The organism is Vibrio sp., assembly GCF_038138445.1.
Taxonomy (GTDB): domain Bacteria; phylum Pseudomonadota; class Gammaproteobacteria; order Enterobacterales; family Vibrionaceae; genus Vibrio.
Genome location: NZ_JAYQDQ010000009.1, coordinates 33,178 through 52,796, shown reverse-complemented (window position 1 = coordinate 52,796; position 19,619 = coordinate 33,178). Strand labels below are relative to the sequence as shown.

General features: G+C 43.1%; 16 protein-coding genes. 12 read left to right on the top strand and 4 right to left on the bottom strand.

What is annotated here, in order from left to right; all coding sequences use genetic code 11:
• Nucleotides 1–261: 261 nt before the first annotated feature.
• Nucleotides 262–2,271: an NAD-dependent DNA ligase LigA gene (ligA, locus tag AAFM34_RS04735; RefSeq protein ID WP_341660498.1), complete on the bottom strand. Its 2,010-nt coding sequence runs from the start codon at nt 2,269–2,271 to the stop codon at nt 262–264.
• Between the two features lie 162 nt (nt 2,272–2,433).
• Nucleotides 2,434–3,321, bottom strand: coding sequence for a cell division protein ZipA (gene zipA, locus AAFM34_RS04730; RefSeq protein ID WP_341660496.1), 888 nt, complete (start codon nt 3,319–3,321; stop codon nt 2,434–2,436).
• A 212-nt stretch (nt 3,322–3,533) separates the two neighbouring features.
• On the opposite strand from zipA, the gene cysZ reads away from it, so the two are divergent.
• From cysZ to crr, 5 genes are all read left to right on the top strand, one after another.
• Nucleotides 3,534–4,271: a sulfate transporter CysZ gene (gene cysZ / locus AAFM34_RS04725; RefSeq protein ID WP_341660493.1), complete on the top strand. Its 738-nt coding sequence runs from the start codon at nt 3,534–3,536 to the stop codon at nt 4,269–4,271.
• Nucleotides 4,272–4,568: 297 nt separating this feature from the next.
• On the top strand, nt 4,569–5,537 hold the full coding sequence (cysK, locus tag AAFM34_RS04720; protein WP_341660491.1) for a cysteine synthase A: 969 nt from the start codon (nt 4,569–4,571) through the stop codon (nt 5,535–5,537).
• Nucleotides 5,538–5,837: 300 nt separating this feature from the next.
• On the top strand, nt 5,838–6,095 hold the full coding sequence (locus AAFM34_RS04715; protein ID WP_341660489.1) for an HPr family phosphocarrier protein: 258 nt from the start codon (nt 5,838–5,840) through the stop codon (nt 6,093–6,095).
• Nucleotides 6,096–6,231: 136 nt separating this feature from the next.
• A complete protein-coding gene (ptsI, locus tag AAFM34_RS04710; protein ID WP_341660487.1) occupies nt 6,232–7,953 on the top strand; it encodes a phosphoenolpyruvate-protein phosphotransferase PtsI in 1,722 nt (573 codons plus the stop codon).
• A gap of 110 nt (nt 7,954–8,063) precedes the next feature.
• A complete protein-coding gene (gene crr / locus AAFM34_RS04705) occupies nt 8,064–8,573 on the top strand; it encodes a PTS glucose transporter subunit IIA (RefSeq protein ID WP_341660485.1) in 510 nt (169 codons plus the stop codon).
• 61 nt (nt 8,574–8,634) lie between these two features.
• On the opposite strand, the gene AAFM34_RS04700 is transcribed toward crr, so the two are convergent.
• Entirely contained in the window at nt 8,635–9,789 is a 1,155-nt protein-coding gene (locus AAFM34_RS04700; protein WP_341660483.1) for a 2-octaprenyl-3-methyl-6-methoxy-1,4-benzoquinol hydroxylase, read from the bottom strand.
• Nucleotides 9,790–10,063: 274 nt separating this feature from the next.
• On the opposite strand from AAFM34_RS04700, the gene miaB reads away from it, so the two are divergent.
• From miaB to lnt, 5 genes are all read left to right on the top strand, one after another.
• Entirely contained in the window at nt 10,064–11,488 is a 1,425-nt protein-coding gene (miaB, locus tag AAFM34_RS04695) for a tRNA (N6-isopentenyl adenosine(37)-C2)-methylthiotransferase MiaB (RefSeq protein WP_341660481.1), read from the top strand.
• Between the two features lie 105 nt (nt 11,489–11,593).
• Nucleotides 11,594–12,688, top strand: coding sequence for a PhoH family protein (locus AAFM34_RS04690; RefSeq protein WP_341660479.1), 1,095 nt, complete (start codon nt 11,594–11,596; stop codon nt 12,686–12,688).
• Nucleotides 12,685–13,149 carry an rRNA maturation RNase YbeY gene (ybeY, locus tag AAFM34_RS04685; RefSeq protein ID WP_341660477.1) on the top strand — a complete coding sequence of 155 codons (465 nt, stop codon included), beginning with the start codon at nt 12,685–12,687 and terminating at the stop codon, nt 13,147–13,149. The genes AAFM34_RS04690 and ybeY overlap by 4 nt, the downstream gene beginning before the upstream one ends.
• 103 nt (nt 13,150–13,252) lie before the next feature.
• Entirely contained in the window at nt 13,253–14,152 is a 900-nt protein-coding gene (gene corC, locus AAFM34_RS04680) for a CNNM family magnesium/cobalt transport protein CorC (RefSeq protein ID WP_152429790.1), read from the top strand.
• A 27-nt stretch (nt 14,153–14,179) separates the two neighbouring features.
• A complete protein-coding gene (gene lnt, locus AAFM34_RS04675; protein WP_341660472.1) occupies nt 14,180–15,688 on the top strand; it encodes an apolipoprotein N-acyltransferase in 1,509 nt (502 codons plus the stop codon).
• A 51-nt stretch (nt 15,689–15,739) separates the two neighbouring features.
• On the opposite strand, the gene AAFM34_RS04670 is transcribed toward lnt, so the two are convergent.
• Nucleotides 15,740–16,210, bottom strand: a complete 471-nt coding sequence (locus AAFM34_RS04670) for a zinc ribbon-containing protein (protein WP_341660470.1) — start codon at nt 16,208–16,210, stop codon at nt 15,740–15,742.
• Nucleotides 16,211–16,339: 129 nt separating this feature from the next.
• Between AAFM34_RS04670 and leuS the strand changes: the two genes are divergently transcribed.
• Nucleotides 16,340–18,913, top strand: a complete 2,574-nt coding sequence (gene leuS / locus AAFM34_RS04665; protein WP_341660468.1) for a leucine--tRNA ligase — start codon at nt 16,340–16,342, stop codon at nt 18,911–18,913.
• Nucleotides 18,914–19,023: 110 nt separating this feature from the next.
• Nucleotides 19,024–19,617, top strand: coding sequence for an LPS assembly lipoprotein LptE (gene lptE / locus AAFM34_RS04660; RefSeq protein ID WP_341660466.1), 594 nt, complete (start codon nt 19,024–19,026; stop codon nt 19,615–19,617).
• The last annotated feature ends 2 nt before the right edge of the window (nt 19,618–19,619 follow it).

The window sequence follows — 19,619 nt, the reverse complement described above, 5'->3', positions numbered from 1 at the left end:
GATCTCATAAAAACCATAATTTTAGCGACTTTTTTAGTAATTAGATTTTGATCACTGCATTATTTTTGTCCGCACAAAAAATAAAAGCATCAATAATTTTCATCAAAAAAAAACCACCTATTATGAGATGGTTGTAAATAGAAATTGTGTCAGTTTTGAGATATATATCCCAAATAGTTAATATCTATATAGATAAAAGCTTGGGCGTACCTGTGTCATACCCGGAAAAGTCGTCAAGAAAGGCACACTAACTACATTTATCTATATTAAATCGACAAGATCTTGCTCTGTTTTTATCTCAACGCCTAATTCCTGTGCTTTCGCCAGTTTTGAGCCCGCGTTTTCTCCAGCAAAGAGAATGTCAGTTTTCTTGCTCACACTTCCCGTCACTTTAGCGCCAAGATTTTGTAAGGCTGCCTTAGCATCATTACGCGATAGCTGAGACAAGGATCCTGTTAACACAACCGTTTTGCCCATAAGAGGTTGAGGGGTATCCGGTTTGGCTTCTTCGACATCAGGCCAAGTCACGCCTTGAACGCACAGGTCATCTATCACCTGTTGATTCTTCTCTTGAGCAAAGAAAGCCATGATATGATTAGCCACAATATCACCGATGTCAGACACTTCTATCAATTGCTCATAGGTTGCCGCTTTTACTTTATCGAGAGTTTTAAAGTGCTGGGCGAGGTTTGCTGCTGTTGCTTCACCCACTTCACGGATACCAAGAGAATATAGGAAACGAGCCAGTGTGGTTGATTTCGCCTTGTTCAAAGCATCAACCACATTTTGTGCAGACTTAGGCCCCATTCTATCTAAAACAGTAATCACACCAGCAGACAATTTAAATAGATCTGCAGGCGTCTCCACCATTTCTCGATCAACAAGCTGCTCTATTACCTTTTCTCCCAATCCATCCACATCGAGCGCCTTGCGCGATACAAAGTGTTTTAGTGCTTCTTTTCTTTGTGCTTGACAGAATAAACCACCGGAACATCTTGCTACGGCTTCACCTTCAAGACGCTCAATTTGAGAATGACAAACGGGACATTGACTAGGGAAGACAATTTCTTTTGCATCCGCAGGGCGGCGATCTTGGATATAGGACACTATTTGTGGGATCACGTCACCAGCACGGCGAACAATAACGCTATCTCCAATTTTAACCTTTAGACGGGCAATTTCATCGGCATTATGCAAAGTTGCGTTACTAACGGTAACACCACCAACAAACACAGGCTCTAACTTAGCCACTGGGGTAATGGCGCCAGTTCGACCTACCTGAAATTCAACATCATTAAGAACCGTCACTTCCTCTTGGGCAGGAAATTTATAAGCAATAGCCCAGCGAGGTGCTCTGGCAACAAAACCCAGTTGCTCCTGCAAAGCAGTATCATCAACCTTGATAACAACCCCATCTATTTCATAGGCCAATTCATCTCTGCGCGTCAAAATATCCTGATAATAAGCTTTAACTTCTGAAAGAGTCGATACTTGACGGGTCTCTGGGCACATTGGTAGCCCCCAACCTTTGAGCTGCACAAAACGCTGGTAATGACTTTGTGATAATACACCACCTTCTACCACACCCACGCTGTAGGCATAAAAGCTCAAAGGGCGCGTTGCTGTTATACGAGAGTCAAGCTGACGCAAGCTTCCTGCTGCCGCATTACGTGGATTCACAAATACTTTGTCCCCTTTTTTAAGGGCGTTTTGATTAAGTTGCTCAAAGCCAAGCTTTGGCATAAACACTTCGCCTCTAACTTCAATACGTTGTGGCCAATCATCACCATTTAGCTTCAGAGGGATAGATTTAATAGTGCGAACATTTTCTGTAATGTTTTCTCCTGTCGTCCCATCTCCACGAGTCGCGGCTTGGACCAAAATACCATCTTCATACAAGAGGCTCACAGCTAAGCCATCTAATTTAGGTTCACAGCAGAAGTGCGCCAGTTGCGCTACGGAGAGGCGGTCTAACATACGTTTATAAAAAGCATCAAGCTCGCCATCGTCAAATGCATTATCGAGAGACAACATCGCTATCTCATGTTTTACCGATTGAAATCCATCAAGTGGCTGCCCTCCAACCCTCTGGCTAGGGGAATCTAGACTGACAAGATGTGGATGCTTAGCCTCAAGCTCTAACAATTCGCGCATTAGGCGATCATATTCTGAATCTGGAATTTCGGGGCTGTCTTCAACGTAGTACTTCACACCATGGTAATGTATGGTTTCACGCAATTGATTGAGCTTTTCTTGAGTATCTAGAGGCATAATTCACTCTGTTTTAAAAATTGATAGCTAGGCCATTCATGCCCGACGGATTAAAAATAGACTTGGTTTAGGGTGTATAAGGTCACATTGTTTGGAAATATAACCATAACACGAAAAAGAAAGGCTCCGACATTCGGAGCCTTTAACGAAATATTCTATTCTTTAGGCACTTTGTAAAGTTTTAAATTCCTGAATCTGAGCTCGATACGCATCCAAGCGATTCGGTGTCATTAAATTACGACCATCATCGAGTACATTCGCTCCAAGATCATCGGCAATTTGTTGAGCGGTTTTGAGCATCAACTTAAAGTTTTGCTCTGGATCACCATAACAAGGTAGGGTCATAAAAAATGAAATCCCCTTGGTATTAAACTCAGCCGGATCTGAGTGGGCAAGCGTACCTGGTTGCATCATATTTGCAACACTAAACAACACTTTTCCTGTGCCGGAGAGATCAGAGTGGCGATGGAAAATATCCATTTCACCGTATAGCAAGCCGTTTTGCTGCATGCTATCAAACAACTTAGTCCCTATGAGCGGCTCAGCTCCAGCGCAGTGGACATTAAGCACAATAACTTCCATATCCTGCTGTGGGGCTGGCTGCTCTACTTTCGAGCTTGCCATATTCTCAGCGTCATTAATACTTGGCGAAGTCTGAGTATTGGTATGAAAAGAATCGTTTTCTTGCAGCGACGAGCCGGACATCAAAGGGTCATCGATATCAGAAACATTCACTTCAGGATTTACAGAAAAAGATTGCTCAGCTTCTGTTTCACGGTAACCGTCAATCAGTGGATCAGCGACAATACTATCTTGCACAAAATCAGGTTCTTTTCGTACCTTGCGAATAATTTCAAAATCTTCTTCCGGCGCAACCGCTTGCTCAGACTCTATGTTTGGCTCAACCGCTTTGTTTACATCTAACTTACGAAGTGGCGTGCTGCCAAACTTAGCTTTAACTTCTTTCTTGCTTGTCCATAAGCCGTGAAACAATAGCGCGGCAATCGCTATCGCTCCGACGATTATGAGTACAAATCGCAATTCCTGCATGTTCCACTCTCAAATTTAATCGATACGTTGAGTCCGTAAACAAACTTATCGAACCTTGTTAAACCTTCTCTTAATACAACTTTACCAAAACTCTCACCTGTTTTAGACCAGCTTAATGTGAGAAGTTCATACAATGTTGTGATTTTGACCACGCTTTTTTCTTTGTTAAGATAAAAAGCGTTCAATTTTACCTCATCACTCAGTTAAGGCTTATGAATTCAATCACACGACATCGTTCCGGCTTCGGTTACTTTTTTTATGGCTTAGAGCTCGCCATTACTCCGGGGATCCGCCAATTTGTCATTCTTCCCTTAATGGCAAATATTCTGCTAGTCGGGGGAGCCCTGTTCTACCTTTTCTCCCATTTAGATACTTGGATAGAACAATTGATAGGACAACTACCGAGCTTTCTTTCTTGGTTAACTTACATACTTTGGCCACTATTAGTCTTGACCATTCTCGCCACTTTTTCCTATTTTTTTAGCACATTAGCCAATTTTGTCGCTGCTCCTTTTAACGGATTATTGGCAGAAAAAGTAGAAGAACACTTAACAGGAAAGAAAGTCAACGATGACAATATGCTTGCCGTCATAAAAGATACGCCGAGAATTATGGCAAGGGAGTGGCGAAAGCTTATCTATGTGTTACCAAAAGCGATTGGTCTTTTTATCTTGCTACTCATTCCTGGGCTAGGGCAAACGGTAGGCCCCATTCTTTGGTTTGCCTTTTCAGCCTGGATGCTCGCGATTCAGTATTGCGATTACCCATTTGATAACCACAAAATCGCTTTTAACGATATGCGTAATGATTTAAAACAAAAACAAACCAAGGCATATAGCTTTGGCGGTCTAGTCTCCATCTTTACAACTATCCCAATTCTAAACCTCATTGTTATGCCTGTTGCCGTATGCGGTGCAACCGCCATTTGGGTCTCAGAATTCAAACGATAGATAGATGAAAAATCAGCTTCTAATACGCTGATAAGTAATTAAAAGGTCAACCAAAACCGGCTGTGGTAAGTAATGTGTTGACCTTTTCCGTCTCATTTAGTTCTAAAGGGCATCTATGCGATTTCAATAACATGCTCTTGCTCTCATTCTAATAACTTATAACTTTTTAATCCTTCTCTAGATTTTACCGCTGGCCTACTCTTCTACCCATGCGGGGTTTATCAAGGCCCATACCTATCGTCCAAGGTCTGCAAACTATGACAGACCATAGGCGCACAACAATCCAAGGATCAAGCTATGAGCAAAATCTACGAAGATAACTCTCTTACCATAGGGAATACACCTCTGGTCCGACTCAATAAAGTGAGTAACGGTAAGGTTCTAGCCAAAATAGAAGCTCGAAACCCTAGCTTTAGTGTTAAATGCCGTATTGGCGCCAATATGATTTGGGAAGCAGAAAAAGAAGGGAAATTAAAACCAGGTATAGAGCTTGTCGAACCGACCAGTGGTAATACGGGTATTGCACTGGCATTCGTTGCTGCTGCTCGAGGCTACAAACTAACCCTAACCATGCCTGAGTCCATGAGTCTTGAACGTCGCAAGTTGCTCAAAGCCTTAGGTGCTAACCTTGAGCTAACAGAAGCAGCTAAGGGCATGAAAGGCGCGATCGCAAAAGCAGAAGAAATTGTCGCTGCTGATCCAGAAAAATATTTGTTACTCCAGCAATTCAGTAATCCAGCTAACCCAGAAATACATGAAAAGACAACTGGACCTGAAATCTGGGACGCGACAGATGGAGAAATCGACGTCTTTGTTGCTGGCGTAGGTACAGGCGGCACAATTACAGGAACAAGCCGATATATCAAAGGTGAAAAAGGTAAGAACATTGTTTCAGTTGCTGTAGAGCCTGCTGAGTCTCCTGTCATTGCTCAGGCGCTTGCCGGTGAAGAAATTCAGCCTGCTCCGCACAAAATTCAAGGCATCGGCGCTGGATTTATCCCTGGCAACCTTGATTTAGAGCTTATTGACAGTGTAGAGCCTGTTACATCAGACGATGCGATTGATATGGCTAGACGTCTAATGGAAGAAGAAGGTATTTTGGCTGGCATTTCATCAGGTGCCGCTGTGGTTGCAGCTAATAGATTAGCAGAACTGCCTGAATTTAAGGGAAAAACCATAGTTACCGTCCTACCAAGCTCAGGTGAACGTTACTTAAGCACGGCTCTATTTGCTGGAATCTTTACGGAGAAAGAGAATCATCAATAATATGTGATGAAATCAATTTTTCTTCGAAAAAAGCCCCTTTGAGGGGCTTTTTTGTTGATCCCTGACTCACCTTTGGTAATATCGGGGCAGTTTTATTTTAAGCTTCAAAATAAAAGAGAAGCCAGAATTAGCATCGGTTATGATATTCGGCATAGATCGGAATCATATCTGAAAAATTTGCAATCAGGTCAAAGTATGACACTAAATGAATATTGTATGTTTGTCACAACGTTCATTTAAAGGTTAAGCTGGACCTGATTAAGAATCTATCAAAATATAAATCAATTTGGGGTATATAACATGTACGAGAAGCAAGTAGAAATCACTGCAGAAAACGGCCTTCACACTCGCCCGGCTGCACAATTCGTAAAAGAAGCAAAAGGCTTTGATGCGGATATTACAGTGACTTCTAACGGTAAAAGTGCAAGTGCCAAGAGCCTGTTTAAACTACAAACATTAGGTCTAGTCAAAGGAACTCAAGTAACTATCTCAGCAGAAGGCCCTCAAGCTCAAGAAGCTGTTGACCACCTAGCTGCTCTGATGGACCAACTGCACTAATCCGGTCTCGCATTTCTGAAGCCATTTTGTGAAAACGAAATGGCTTTGTTGGAAATAAACCCAAACATAAGCTAAAAATTATCGTTAGCACACCCATTTTCTCCCGTTTTTAAGTTGACCAATTTAAGGTAAGGCTATGATTTCAGGCATCCTAGCATCTCCCGGTATTGCTATTGGTAAAGCATTACTCCTCCAAGAAGATGAAATTGTCCTAAACACCAACTCTATTACTGATGCGCAAGTCGAAACTGAGGTTGCTCGTTTCTTTGAAGCTCGTGACAAGTCGACAGCTCAGCTTGAGACTATTAAGCAAAAAGCACTGGAAACATTTGGTGAAGAAAAAGAAGCGATCTTTGAAGGTCATATTATGCTTCTTGAAGATGAAGAGCTAGAAGAGGAAATCCTTACTCTCATCAAAAAAGATAAGATGCACGCTGATAACGCCATTCATACTGTTATCGAAGAACAAGCCACAGCACTTGAATCGCTCGATGATGAGTATTTAAAAGAGCGTGCAACCGATATTCGCGATATTGGCTCTCGTTTTGTAAAAAATGCACTTGGTATCAACATCGTATCATTAAGCAACATAGACCAAGAAGTTATCTTGGTTGCTTACGATCTTACCCCTTCAGAAACAGCGCAAATAAACTTAGATTACGTTCTAGGCTTCGCTTGTGATATTGGCGGACGTACTTCACACACCTCTATCATGGCACGCTCTCTTGAGTTGCCAGCAATCGTGGGTACCAATGATATCACTAAGCAAGTTCAAAACGGCGATACTCTTATCCTTGATGCGATGAATAACAAAGTCATTATCAACCCATCAGATAAAGAGCTTGAAGAAGCAAAAGCTGTAAAAGCCGCATTTATTGCTGAAAAAGAAGAGCTCGCCAAGCTTAAAGATCTGCACGCAGAGACCGTAGATGGCCATCGTGTGGAAGTTTGCGGCAACATAGGTACAGTTAAGGACTGTGACGGTGTTTTGCGCAACGGCGGAGAAGGTGTAGGCCTTTACCGTACCGAATTCTTATTTATGGATCGTGATGCACTTCCAACTGAAGAAGAGCAATATCAAGCGTACAAAGAAGTTGCTGAAGCGATGAAGGGTGAAGCGGTCATCATTCGCACTATGGACATAGGTGGTGACAAAGACCTGCCTTATATGGACCTACCGCAAGAAATGAACCCTTTCCTTGGCTGGCGTGCGGTACGTATTAGCTTGGATCGCCGTGAAATTCTACGTGACCAATTACGTGGTATTCTGCGCGCTTCTGCGCACGGTAAACTGCGTATCATGTTCCCTATGATCATCTCTGTAGAAGAAATACGTGAGCTTAAAAAAGCGATCGAAGAATACAAGGCTGAGCTGCGCACTGAAGGACATGCTTTCGACGAAAACATTGAAATAGGCGTAATGGTTGAAACACCAGCTGCAGCCGCTATTGCTCACCACTTAGCAAAAGAAGTGGCTTTCTTCTCTATCGGCACCAACGACCTAACCCAATACACATTGGCCGTTGATCGTGGTAACGAAATGATTTCTCACTTGTACAACCCATTGTCCCCTGCAGTATTAAATGTGATCAAACAGGTTATTGATGCGTCACATGCAGAAGGAAAATGGACAGGTATGTGTGGTGAACTTGCTGGTGATGAACGCGCGACTCTACTTCTTCTTGGTATGGGACTGGATGAATTTTCAATGAGTGGTATCTCTATCCCTAAAGTGAAAAAAGTAATACGTAACTCAAACTTTAGCGAAGTAAAAGAGATGGCTGAAAAAGCGCTTTCTCTACCAACTGTAGCCGAAATTGAAGCGGCTGTAGAAAAATTTATTGCAGATAAGTCGTAATAATTAACTGATACCAATACGATAGTCGACTAAAAATAGTCGTCTATCTGGCGAGATTGGTATACTATAATTCGACAGAATTGAACAAAAAACCTTAGGAGCATGACACAATGGGTCTGTTTGACAAACTTAAGAAGCTAGTATCTGACGACAGCGCTGACGCAGATGCAATTGAAATCATTGCGCCTCTATCTGGTGAAATTGTAAACATTGAAGATGTACCAGATGTTGTTTTCGCTGAAAAAATCGTCGGGGACGGTATTGCTATCAAACCTGCTGGTACACAAATGGTAGCTCCTGTTAACGGTACTATTGGTAAAATTTTCGAAACTAACCACGCTTTCTCAATTGAGTCAGACGAAGGTGTTGAGCTTTTCGTTCACTTCGGTATTGATACTGTTGAGCTAAAAGGTGAAGGATTCAAACGTATCGCTGAAGAAGGTCAAACCGTAAAAGCTGGCGACACTATCATTGAGTTTGATCTTGCTCTTCTTGAAGAAAAAGCCAAGTCAACATTGACGCCTGTTGTTATCTCGAACATGGATGAAATTAAAGAGCTGAGCAAACTGTCTGGTACAGTTTCAGTAGGTGAAACGCCTGTTCTACGCGTTACTAAATAACTGAGCTTATTAAATTATATAAACGCAGCAATTTTGCTGCGTTTTTTATATCTGACCACTTTCAATTTAGTCCTAACGCATATCGCAAAACTTGTTTTTTAATCGGCCCCGCATTATCGGCTATTTTCAATGCCGCATTTCTCGCTAGTTTTACTAACGCTAAGTCATTACTAAATGTCTTGTAGAAAATATCCATACCTGACTGCATAACTAGATTATCTGGGCGTCGTTTTCGCTCATAAAGCTTCAGAGCCTGATGTGAAAGTAAGTCCTGACCACAAGTGACCTCCAGCAAAGCTTCAACATCTTTAAAACCAATGTTCACTCCTTGTCCTGCCAAAGGGTTGATCGTATGTGCGGAATCGCCAACTAACACGCACCCGGATATTGAATAGGTCTGAGCATGGCTCCTAGTTAGCGGAAACGAACCAAATTGTAATACTTTAATATCGCCTAACTCTGCTGGGAAATAAGCTAATACCTCTTGCCGTAACTGCTCATTGGTCATGGAGCACAACTGCTTAATACGCTTGGGGGAGTCATACCATACTAAAGAGCCTTGGTTGCCGCATAAAGGCAAGAAAGAGCGAGGACCGGACGGAGTAAACTGCTGCCAAGTAATATCTTGTTGAGGCTTTTGGGTTTCAACATTGATAAGCATACAGTGCTGACGGTAATCCCATGCGGTAACGCCAATGCTAGCTAACGAACGTACACGTGAATTTGCCCCATCAGCACCAACCACTAGATCAACGTTTAAGGTTGCTCCAGATTCTAAAGTGAGGGTACTAGGCTGATTAAAATCGATCTCAGCTAACTTATCAGGGCAATGAAGTGTGATATTAGGGTAACGCGAAAATTGCTCCCACAGTGCAAGTTGAATAATTCGATTTTCAACAATATAACCAAGCTGGTCCATTCCGAGTAAGTCAGAATAGAATCGAGTTCGGCACTGCGGGTTTTCCCAAGTTTCTAAGCGGCGATAAGGGCAGATTCGTTTGTCTGAAATGCCTTGCCATGCTCCAAGTTTATCGAGAATAGATACCGAGTGCTGAGAGATAGCCGAAACCCTGATATCCATTGGCTGCTCTGATGAAAAGGGTTTAGGAGCATTCCCTTCGATCACCACAACACTTCTACCTTGCTTGGCAAAGCCAATAGCGACAGCTGCACCAACCATTCCACCACCAACAACGGCAACATCAAACTTGGTCATAATTTACACTTTTATTGTTAGAGTCTCTCATTGTACTTTTTTCATCATCAAAATGTAACCGAAAACCTTAGCCCTGATAGGGTCAAACTCCTTGTAAAACATAGCCATTAAACGATTTTAGTCATGCCTCTAGTCAGTAGGTTTCTAAACCAGTACAATACGCGGCTTAATGCCATAGCATAGGCTAAAATATAGCCAACAAAATACAATGGCAACACTGTTCTACACTGGGCGATTTGCTCCCTTAATTTAAACTAACGATCGAGCGAACAACATGAGTAAAAAACTGCTAATTAAAACCTGGGGCTGCCAGATGAATGAATATGATTCATCAAAAATGGCCGATCTACTGAATGCAACGAACGGTTATGAGCTGACAGAAGAACCAGAAGAAGCAGATGTATTACTCCTCAATACCTGCTCTATCCGTGAAAAAGCGCAAGAGAAAGTCTTCCACCAATTAGGTCGCTGGAAAACTCTCAAGGATAAAAAGCAAGGTGTTGTGATTGGGGTTGGTGGATGCGTCGCCACTCAAGAAGGTGACCATATTCGTGAGCGAGCTCCCTTTGTTGATGTTATCTTCGGTCCCCAAACCTTGCATCGACTGCCTGAAATGATCAAACAGTCTCAAAATGATGATACTCCAGTTATGGATATCTCATTCCCAGAAATTGAAAAGTTTGATCGCCTGCCAGAGCCTCGTGCTGAAGGTGCAACCGCATTTGTTTCCATTATGGAAGGGTGCTCTAAATACTGTACATACTGTGTTGTTCCTTACACTCGGGGAGAGGAAGTCAGCCGTCCACTTGATGATGTACTGTTTGAAATTGCACAACTAGCCGACCAAGGCGTAAGAGAAGTCAACCTACTGGGTCAAAATGTGAACGCCTACCGTGGTTTAACGCACGAAGGAGATGTATGTTCTTTCGCAGAACTCCTCCGCCTTGTAGCATCGATCGATGGTATTGACCGAATTCGATTCACGACAAGCCATCCTCTTGAATTTACAGACGATATTATCGCTGTTTACGAAGACACACCTGAATTGGTTAGTTTCTTACACCTTCCGGTACAAAGTGGTAGTGATCGCATCTTGACCATGATGAAGCGCCCACACACAGGCATTGAATACAAGTCTATTATACGTAAGTTGCGCAAAGCACGGCCTGATATTCAAATAAGTTCTGACTTCATCGTTGGTTTCCCTGGCGAGTCAGATATGGATCACCAAGCAACAATGAAACTAATCAAAGACGTTGACTTTGACATGAGTTTTAGCTTCATTTTCTCCCCTCGCCCCGGAACGCCTGCAGCTGATTATCCATGTGATCTATCAGAACAAACGAAAAAAGATCGTCTATACGAACTGCAGCAAACGATCAATGCCCAAGCAATGCGTTATTCTCGCTTAATGCTTGGTACAGAGCAGCGAGTACTCGTTGAAGGGCCTTCTAAAAAGAACCTCATGGAACTTCGTGCACGCACAGAGAACAATCGTGTGGTAAATTTTGAAGGGAATGCTGAGCTTATCGGTCAGTTTGTTGACGTCAAGATCACTGATGTATTTGCTAATTCACTGCGTGGCGAAATTGTCCGTACAGAGAAAGACATGGACCTTAGAACCGTGATTTCTCCCACTCAAATGATGGCGAAAACAAAGCGCGAAGATGAGCTCGGAGTAGTAACCTTTACTCCTTAAGCTTGAAAATACTCATCTAAGTGACCATCTTAGATAGAGGAATGTAAAGCCATTAGAGTCCGGTCCAAATCGGACTCTAAGAATGGCAAACAATGAGAGGCAACTTTGAGCAATAAAATTGTAACTCTAGAAATCAATCTGGAACCTTCTGATAACCGCCGTCTTGCTAGCCTTTGCGGCCCCTTCGATGACAATATCAAACACTTAGAGCGCCGTTTAGGTATAGAAATCAGCTACCGAGGCAACTTTTTTACCATAGTGGGTAAACCCCATACTTCAGCAGCAGCTCTGCACATCATAAAAACGCTCTACGTTGGCACAGCGCCTGTAAAAGGTAATATCCCGGATATAGAGCCAGAACAAATCCACCTCGCCATCAAAGAAACGGGAGTTCTTGAGCAAAATACCCAGTCTGAAATCGACCATGGCAAGGAAGTCTTTATTAAGACCAAAAAAGGTGTCATAAAGCCACGTACACCTAATCAAGCTCAGTACCTCGTCAATATGGTTACTCATGACATTTCCTTTGGTATTGGGCCCGCAGGGACCGGGAAAACTTACCTAGCGGTTGCAGCTGCAGTAGATGCTTTAGAGCGCCAAGAAATTAGACGTATTTTGCTAACCCGTCCAGCGGTCGAAGCGGGAGAGAAACTTGGCTTTTTGCCCGGGGACTTAAGTCAAAAAGTGGACCCGTACCTTCGCCCTCTCTATGACGCTCTATTTGAGATGCTTGGTTTTGAGAAGGTTGAAAAGCTCATCGAGCGTAACGTGATTGAAGTAGCGCCTCTAGCTTATATGCGAGGCCGTACACTTAATGATGCCTTCATCATTCTTGATGAAAGCCAAAATACCACAGTGGAACAGATGAAGATGTTCCTCACCCGTATCGGCTTTAACTCGCGAGCTGTCATCACAGGTGATGTAACACAAATCGACCTGCCACGCGGAGCAAAATCTGGGCTACGTCATGCCATTGAGGTCCTCAATGAGGTCGACGAAATTAGCTTTAACTTCTTTCAGTCGGACGACGTTGTTCGTCACCCGGTCGTTGCTCGTATTGTTAACGCCTATGAGAAATGGGAAGCACAAGATCAAAAAGAGCGTAAAGAGTACGAGAAACGGCGTAGAGAAGAGCGTGAGGCTAAATTTCAGGAAGCCGGCTCACCTCAGCAACCATCATCAGAGATAAAACCCTCATGAGCATAGAACTTGATCTTCAAATCGCAGTCAAAGAAGAAACAGGTTTACCGAACTTTGAAGATATTCTTCTCTGGTTAACATCCGCTATCGATAAGTTTCAACCGCAAGCGGAGGTCACTGTGAGAATTGTGGATGAAAGTGAAAGCCATCAACTCAACCTTGAGTATCGTGGAAAAGACAAACCAACCAATGTATTGTCTTTTCCCTTCGAAGTTCCAATGGGAATAGAGATGGATCTCCTAGGCGATCTCGTCATCTGTAAACAGGTGGTAGAGCAAGAAGCCAAGGAGCAGTCCAAGCCATTAATGGCTCACTGGGCTCATATGGTTGTACATGGAAGCCTGCATCTGCTAGGTTATGATCATATCGAGGATGAAGATGCTGAAGAAATGGAATCCCTCGAGACAGAAATAATGCAATCCATGGGTTTTGATGACCCATATATTGCAGAAAAAGAGTAGCAGCGAGATAGATGTAACGAACACTCAGTTCGTTACATTCCAATATTCAGCTCTACTAATGTGTGCTATCACACATCTGATAGCGTGACTTAAATGAGAAAAAATGAACGAAGACAATTCGCCCTCTTCTCCAGAAGGTAAGAAAGAGAAATCTGAAGGTCCGAGTAGAAAGTCCTTCTTTGGACGCCTTGGCCAGCTATTTCAAGGAGATCCGAAAGACCGCCAAGAACTGGTAGAAGTCTTTCGAGACTCAGAAGAAAATGATCTGATAGACCATGACACTAGAGACATGCTCGAAGGCGTTATGGAAATTGCTGAGATGCGCGTACGCGACATCATGATCCCTCGCTCACAAATGGTAACCGTTGATCGTAGTGACGACCTTGACGCACTCGTTCACTTAATTACCGATGCTCAGCACTCCCGCTACCCTGTCATTAGTGAAGACAAAGATCATGTTGAAGGTATACTCCTAGCGAAGGACTTACTTAAGTATTTGGGCTCAGACTGCGCTCCTTTTGATATCGAACAAGTCATTCGCCCTGCAGTAGTGGTTCCAGAGAGTAAACGCGTTGATCGTCTACTGAAAGAGTTCCGAGAGGAACGATACCACATGTCAATTGTCGTAGATGAATTCGGTGGTGTTTCTGGCCTTGTAACCATTGAAGATATTCTGGAAGAAATTGTCGGCGATATTGAAGATGAATTTGACGATGAAGAAGAGTTAGATATTCGCAAGCTGAGTAAACACACCTATGCCGTCAAAGCATTGACCACTATTGAGGAGTTCAATGAGACCTTCAATACTTCGTTTAGTGATGAGGAAGTCGATACGGTTGGTGGCTTAGTGATGACAGCATTCGGTCATTTGCCATCACGTGGGGAAGTGGTCGAAATTGAGAAATACAGCTTCAAAGTAACCTCAGCAGATAACCGACGCGTGTTACAGTTGCAGGTGACCATACCCGATGAAGAACCTCTTCCTGAGCCAGCAGAAGAGTAACCCAAACTCGATTAGATAGTTATAACGATGATAAAAAGACTTTTTCATCGCCTCAAACGGCCGCTCGCGGCCGTTTTTGTTGGCGCTCTGACGACACTCGCTTTTGCTCCTTACCAACTATGGCCAATTGCGATTATCAGCCCTGTACTTTTACTGATTTTAATCCACAACCAATCCAGCCGCGCTGCACTTTGGACTGGGTATGCTTGGGGAATAGGCCAGTTTGCCACCGGAATAAGCTGGGTACATATTAGTATTGATAAGTTTGGCGGTATGCCCAAGATTGCCAGCGTTTTTCTTATGTCTTTGCTAATAGGCTATCTTGCGGTCTATTCCGGTCTCTTCGCTTGGACGTTAAACCGCTATTTCGGGCGTAATAATCGAGTTCGTTTTCTTCTCGCCGCTCCTGCTATATGGTTATGCTGTGATTGGCTAAGAGGCTGGGTTATGACTGGCTTTCCGTGGCTATGGCTAGGTTATAGCCAAATCGATAGCCCATTGGGTAACTTCGCCCCCATCGGCGGCGTAGAATTTATCACTCTATTGCTCATCGTCTCTGCTGGCTCAATAGCCTATGCAATAGTCAGTAGGAAATGGATGAACATACTCATTCCAGCCACTATATTGTTTACTGGTTACGGCCTAAATTCCGCTCACTGGGTGACCCCTAACCCAGAAAGTTCCACTAAACTGGCTCTCATCCAAGGTAATGTAGACCAAGCGAAAAAGTGGCTGCCCAAGCAGCGCTGGCCTACCATAATGAAATATACCGACCTCACTCGAGAGAATTGGGATGCGGATATCATTATATGGCCTGAAGCTGCTATCCCTGCTTTTGAGTTGGAGATACCATCCTATTTAAGTAACCTAGATTCGGCAGGAAAATTAAATGGCAGTGCTGTTGTTACTGGTGTACTCAACCAAGATGAAAATGGTAAATTCTTTAATAGTATTTTGACATTAGGTAAAACCAATTATGGTGACTATAGCCTCAATATGGACCAAAGGTATCACAAACATCATCTGTTACCATTTGGTGAATTTGTCCCCTTTGAGGACATCTTAAGACCGCTCGCTCCTCTATTTAATCTGCCAATGTCATCCTTTAGTCGTGGGGATTTTATCCAAACGAATATAGTGGCAAATGGGCGCCATATGGCACCAGCTCTTTGTTATGAAATTATATTTAACGAGCAAGTACGCAGGAACGTAACCAAAGATACAGATTTCATTTTGACACTATCTAACGATGCTTGGTTTGGTAAATCGATTGGACCACTACAGCATATGGAAATTGCTCGTATGCGTGCTCTAGAGCTAGGTAAGCCCGTGATCCGCTCAACAAATAATGGAGTAACAGCAGTGACCGACTATCGAGGGAAAGTGATTGCTCAGATCCCTCAGTTTGAAACTCATGTCCTGCGCACCGAGGTCACATCTACAGATGGTCAGACCCCTTTCCATCAGTTTGGCACATGGCCACTCTATATATGGGTCTTACTCAGTCTAGTTATAGGCTGGCGACTCAAAGACTAGGTTAAACGCAAGGGCTAAGTAGCCACTTAGCCCTTGGCAATGATAATAGAACTATGGTTTTAATGCTTGACGACTAAAGCCCTTACACCCGCATTTAATACAGGGAATAACAACCGTCGGGTGGTTATACTGAGTTTTATGACCACACTCATCGCAAACTAGCACACCTAAACCTATCACTTCTCCCACTTGGTATAAGCCTTGATGCTCCAAATCGTCGAACAACTCAACCCATTCAACTTTAGTTCTATCGGTAATGTCCAGTAACCCCTGCCATATTGAATCTGCAATCATCAAATAAAATGGCCCACTTTTTGATTCTTCAAAACTCTCTGCAAATTCCTTTAAATCCGACTTCACATACGCAGACACCAGAGCGAGTTCATCTTTAGTCAAGTCGTTAGCAGCCTCTACCAGCTTTTCTGAGGTTTCTAATACACGATTAATTTCATCTGGACTATGCTTGAGAACCTCGACCACATCCTCAAACATTTCCTCATAACCCGATTTGCTTTTAGACATAGTGGCCTCCTTCGAACAATTGAACAGAGTAAGCTATTGTTGTGCTCCTCTCCTTTAGGTATTCTATGACGATCTATTTATGTCTGTTCTAACTGAACTCACAATTTCCAAGATAACCGGATATCATCGATGCAAGAGCAATACAATCCACAAGACATTGAACAAAAAGTTCAAAAGCACTGGGATGACAACAAAACCTTTGTTGTCAGTGAAGACCCAAACAAAGAAAAATTCTACTGTCTCTCTATGTTCCCTTACCCTAGCGGTCGACTGCATATGGGCCACGTACGGAACTATACTATCGGTGATGTGGTCTCTCGCTTCCAACGCTTGCAAGGCAAAAATGTCATGCAGCCCATTGGTTGGGATGCTTTCGGTCTTCCTGCAGAAAATGCAGCGGTAAAAAATAACACTGCACCTGCACCTTGGACGTATGAAAATATCGAGTACATGAAGAACCAGCTAAAACTACTGGGCTTTGGCTATGACTGGAGTCGCGAATTCGCCACTTGCACACCTGAATACTACCGTTGGGAGCAAGAGTTTTTCACTAAACTGTATGACAAAGGCTTGGTCTATAAAAAAACATCTTCAGTAAACTGGTGTCCAAATGATCAAACCGTTCTCGCCAATGAACAAGTCGAAGATGGCTGCTGCTGGCGCTGTGATACCCCAGTAGAACAAAAAGAAATTCCTCAATGGTTTATTAAAATCACTGAATATGCACAAGAGCTTCTCGATGATCTAGACAACCTAGATGGCTGGCCTGAAATGGTCAAAACAATGCAACGCAATTGGATAGGCCGTTCTGAAGGGGTTGAGCTTAAGTTTGAAGTAGAAGGTCAAGCTGATCTCGAAGTTTACACAACTCGCCCTGATACTTTGATGGGTGTAACTTATGTGGGCATTGCCGCAGGGCACCCTCTCGCAACTATAGCCGCAGAAACTAACCCTGTACTTGCCGCTTTTATTGAAGAATGTAAAAACAATAAAGTTGCAGAAGCAGAGCTTGCGACAATGGAGAAAAAGGGAATGGCTACAGGCCTGACCGCAATTCATCCGTTAAATGGCCGAGAAGTCCCAATTTATGTCGCCAACTTTGTTCTAATGGACTACGGTACAGGCGCAGTCATGGCCGTTCCTGCACATGATCAGCGAGACTATGAGTTTGCAACAAAATATGGACTAGATATAGTGCCCGTTATCAAGCCTATTGATGGCAGTGAACTTAACATCTCTGAAGAAGCTTACACTGAAAAAGGTGTATTGTTTGATTCAGGGGAGTTTGATGGGCTTGAGTTCAAAGCGGCGTTTAATGCCATCGCTGCGAAGTTAGAACAAGAAGAGAAAGGTCATAAAACTGTCAACTTCCGTCTACGTGACTGGGGTGTCTCTCGTCAGCGTTACTGGGGAGCACCAATTCCAATGGTGACCACAGAAGATGGTGAAGTGCACCCGGTTGATGCAGAGCAATTACCTGTTATTCTGCCTGAAGATGTGGTTATGGATGGTGTCACAAGCCCGATTAAGGCAGATAAAGAATGGGCCAAGACCACGTTCAACGGCCAACCAGCGCTTAGAGAAACGGATACCTTTGATACTTTCATGGAGTCATCTTGGTACTATGCTCGTTATTGCTCGCCGCAAGCAGATGATATTCTAGACTCAGACAAAGCGAATTACTGGCTACCTGTTGACCAATATATTGGCGGCATTGAACACGCTTGTATGCACCTTTTATATTCTCGTTTCTTCCACAAACTATTACGAGACGCAGGCTACGTTAGCTCTGATGAGCCATTCAAACAGTTACTTTGTCAGGGAATGGTTCTTGCCGATGCATTCTATTTTGAAAATGACAAAGGTGGTAAAGAGTGGGTTGCACCAACCGATGTAACGGTAGAGCGCGATGGTAAAGGCCGTATCACTTCAGCGAAAGATAGCCAAGATCGTGATGTTGCTCACTCAGGCATGATAAAAATGTCTAAGTCAAAGAACAACGGCATAGACCCGCAAGAAATGGTCGATAAATATGGTGCAGACACAGTGCGCTTGTTCATGATGTTCGCATCTCCTGCAGATATGACACTGGAATGGCAAGAGTCAGGTGTAGAAGGGGCTAACCGTTTCCTAAAACGCATCTGGAAATTGGTCAATGAGCATGCGTCACAAGCACAATCACAACCGCTTGATACGCTGGCCCTATCTAACGACCAAAAAGCACTGCGCCGCGATGTGCATAAAACGATTGCTAAAGTCACGGACGATATTGCTCGCCGTCAAACCTTCAATACGGCAATTGCCGCTATCATGGAGTTGATGAATAAACTAGCAAAAGCACCTCAAGAAGCAGAGCAAGATCGCGCTATTCTTGATGAGGCTCTTAAAGCTGTTGTTGTTATGCTTTACCCTATCACTCCACACATTTCATTTGAATTGTGGGCCGCTTTAGGTGAATCAGACATTGATAATGCTGTTTGGCCAAAACACGATGATAAAGCATTAGTTGAAGACGAAAAACTTATTATCGTTCAGGTAAATGGTAAGCTACGTGCGAAACTCACAGTACCCGCAGACATCACTAAAGAAGATATTGAGAAGCTTGCTCTTGGCGATGAAAATGTTACTAAGTTCACACAAGGCAATACCATACGTAAAGTGATTTATGTTCCAGGTAAACTATTGAACATAGTAGCAAATTAACCATAAGTTTAAATTTAAGCAGAATAAGTTGTTTACTCTGCTTTATTTATCTTAATGTATTCACTGAGTAGATTAAGATAAGTATTCCACTAACTGAGAAAGTTTCATCAATGCGCCTAGTTCCAATATCTTTTACAAAAATTGTCAGCGTTATTCTTAGCGCAAGTTTATTGTCAGCCTGTGGTTTTCACCTTAGGGGAGATTATTCAATCCCAGAAGAGCTTGGGACACTCTCACTCACCAGTTACGATCAATACAGCACTTTCACGCGAATGATGAAATCACAATTACGCGTTAATGAAGTGAATATCGTTCCGCCATCAGAAAATGTACCCAACCTGCACATCATTGGCGAAGGCTTAGGAGAGAGAAACTTATCCCTTTACCAAAACACAACCGCAGCAGAAAAAGAACTCACTTTTACAGCCTCATATCGAGTCACTATCCCAGATGTAGGCGATAAAACCTTCTCTACTAGCGTTAGCCGCAGTTACTTAGAAAACCCATTAACCGCTTTGGCAAAATCGGTTGAAAGAGACATGATCGAAGATGAAATGCGTCAATTTGCCACTGGACAGATTATTCGCCAAATGGCCCGCTTACGTGCTGATATCAAAGCAGGACACATACTGACACAGGAAGAGCTTGACTCATTTGATGAACAAGTTAATGAAAACTCTACAGAGATAGAAAGCACAGAGTAATC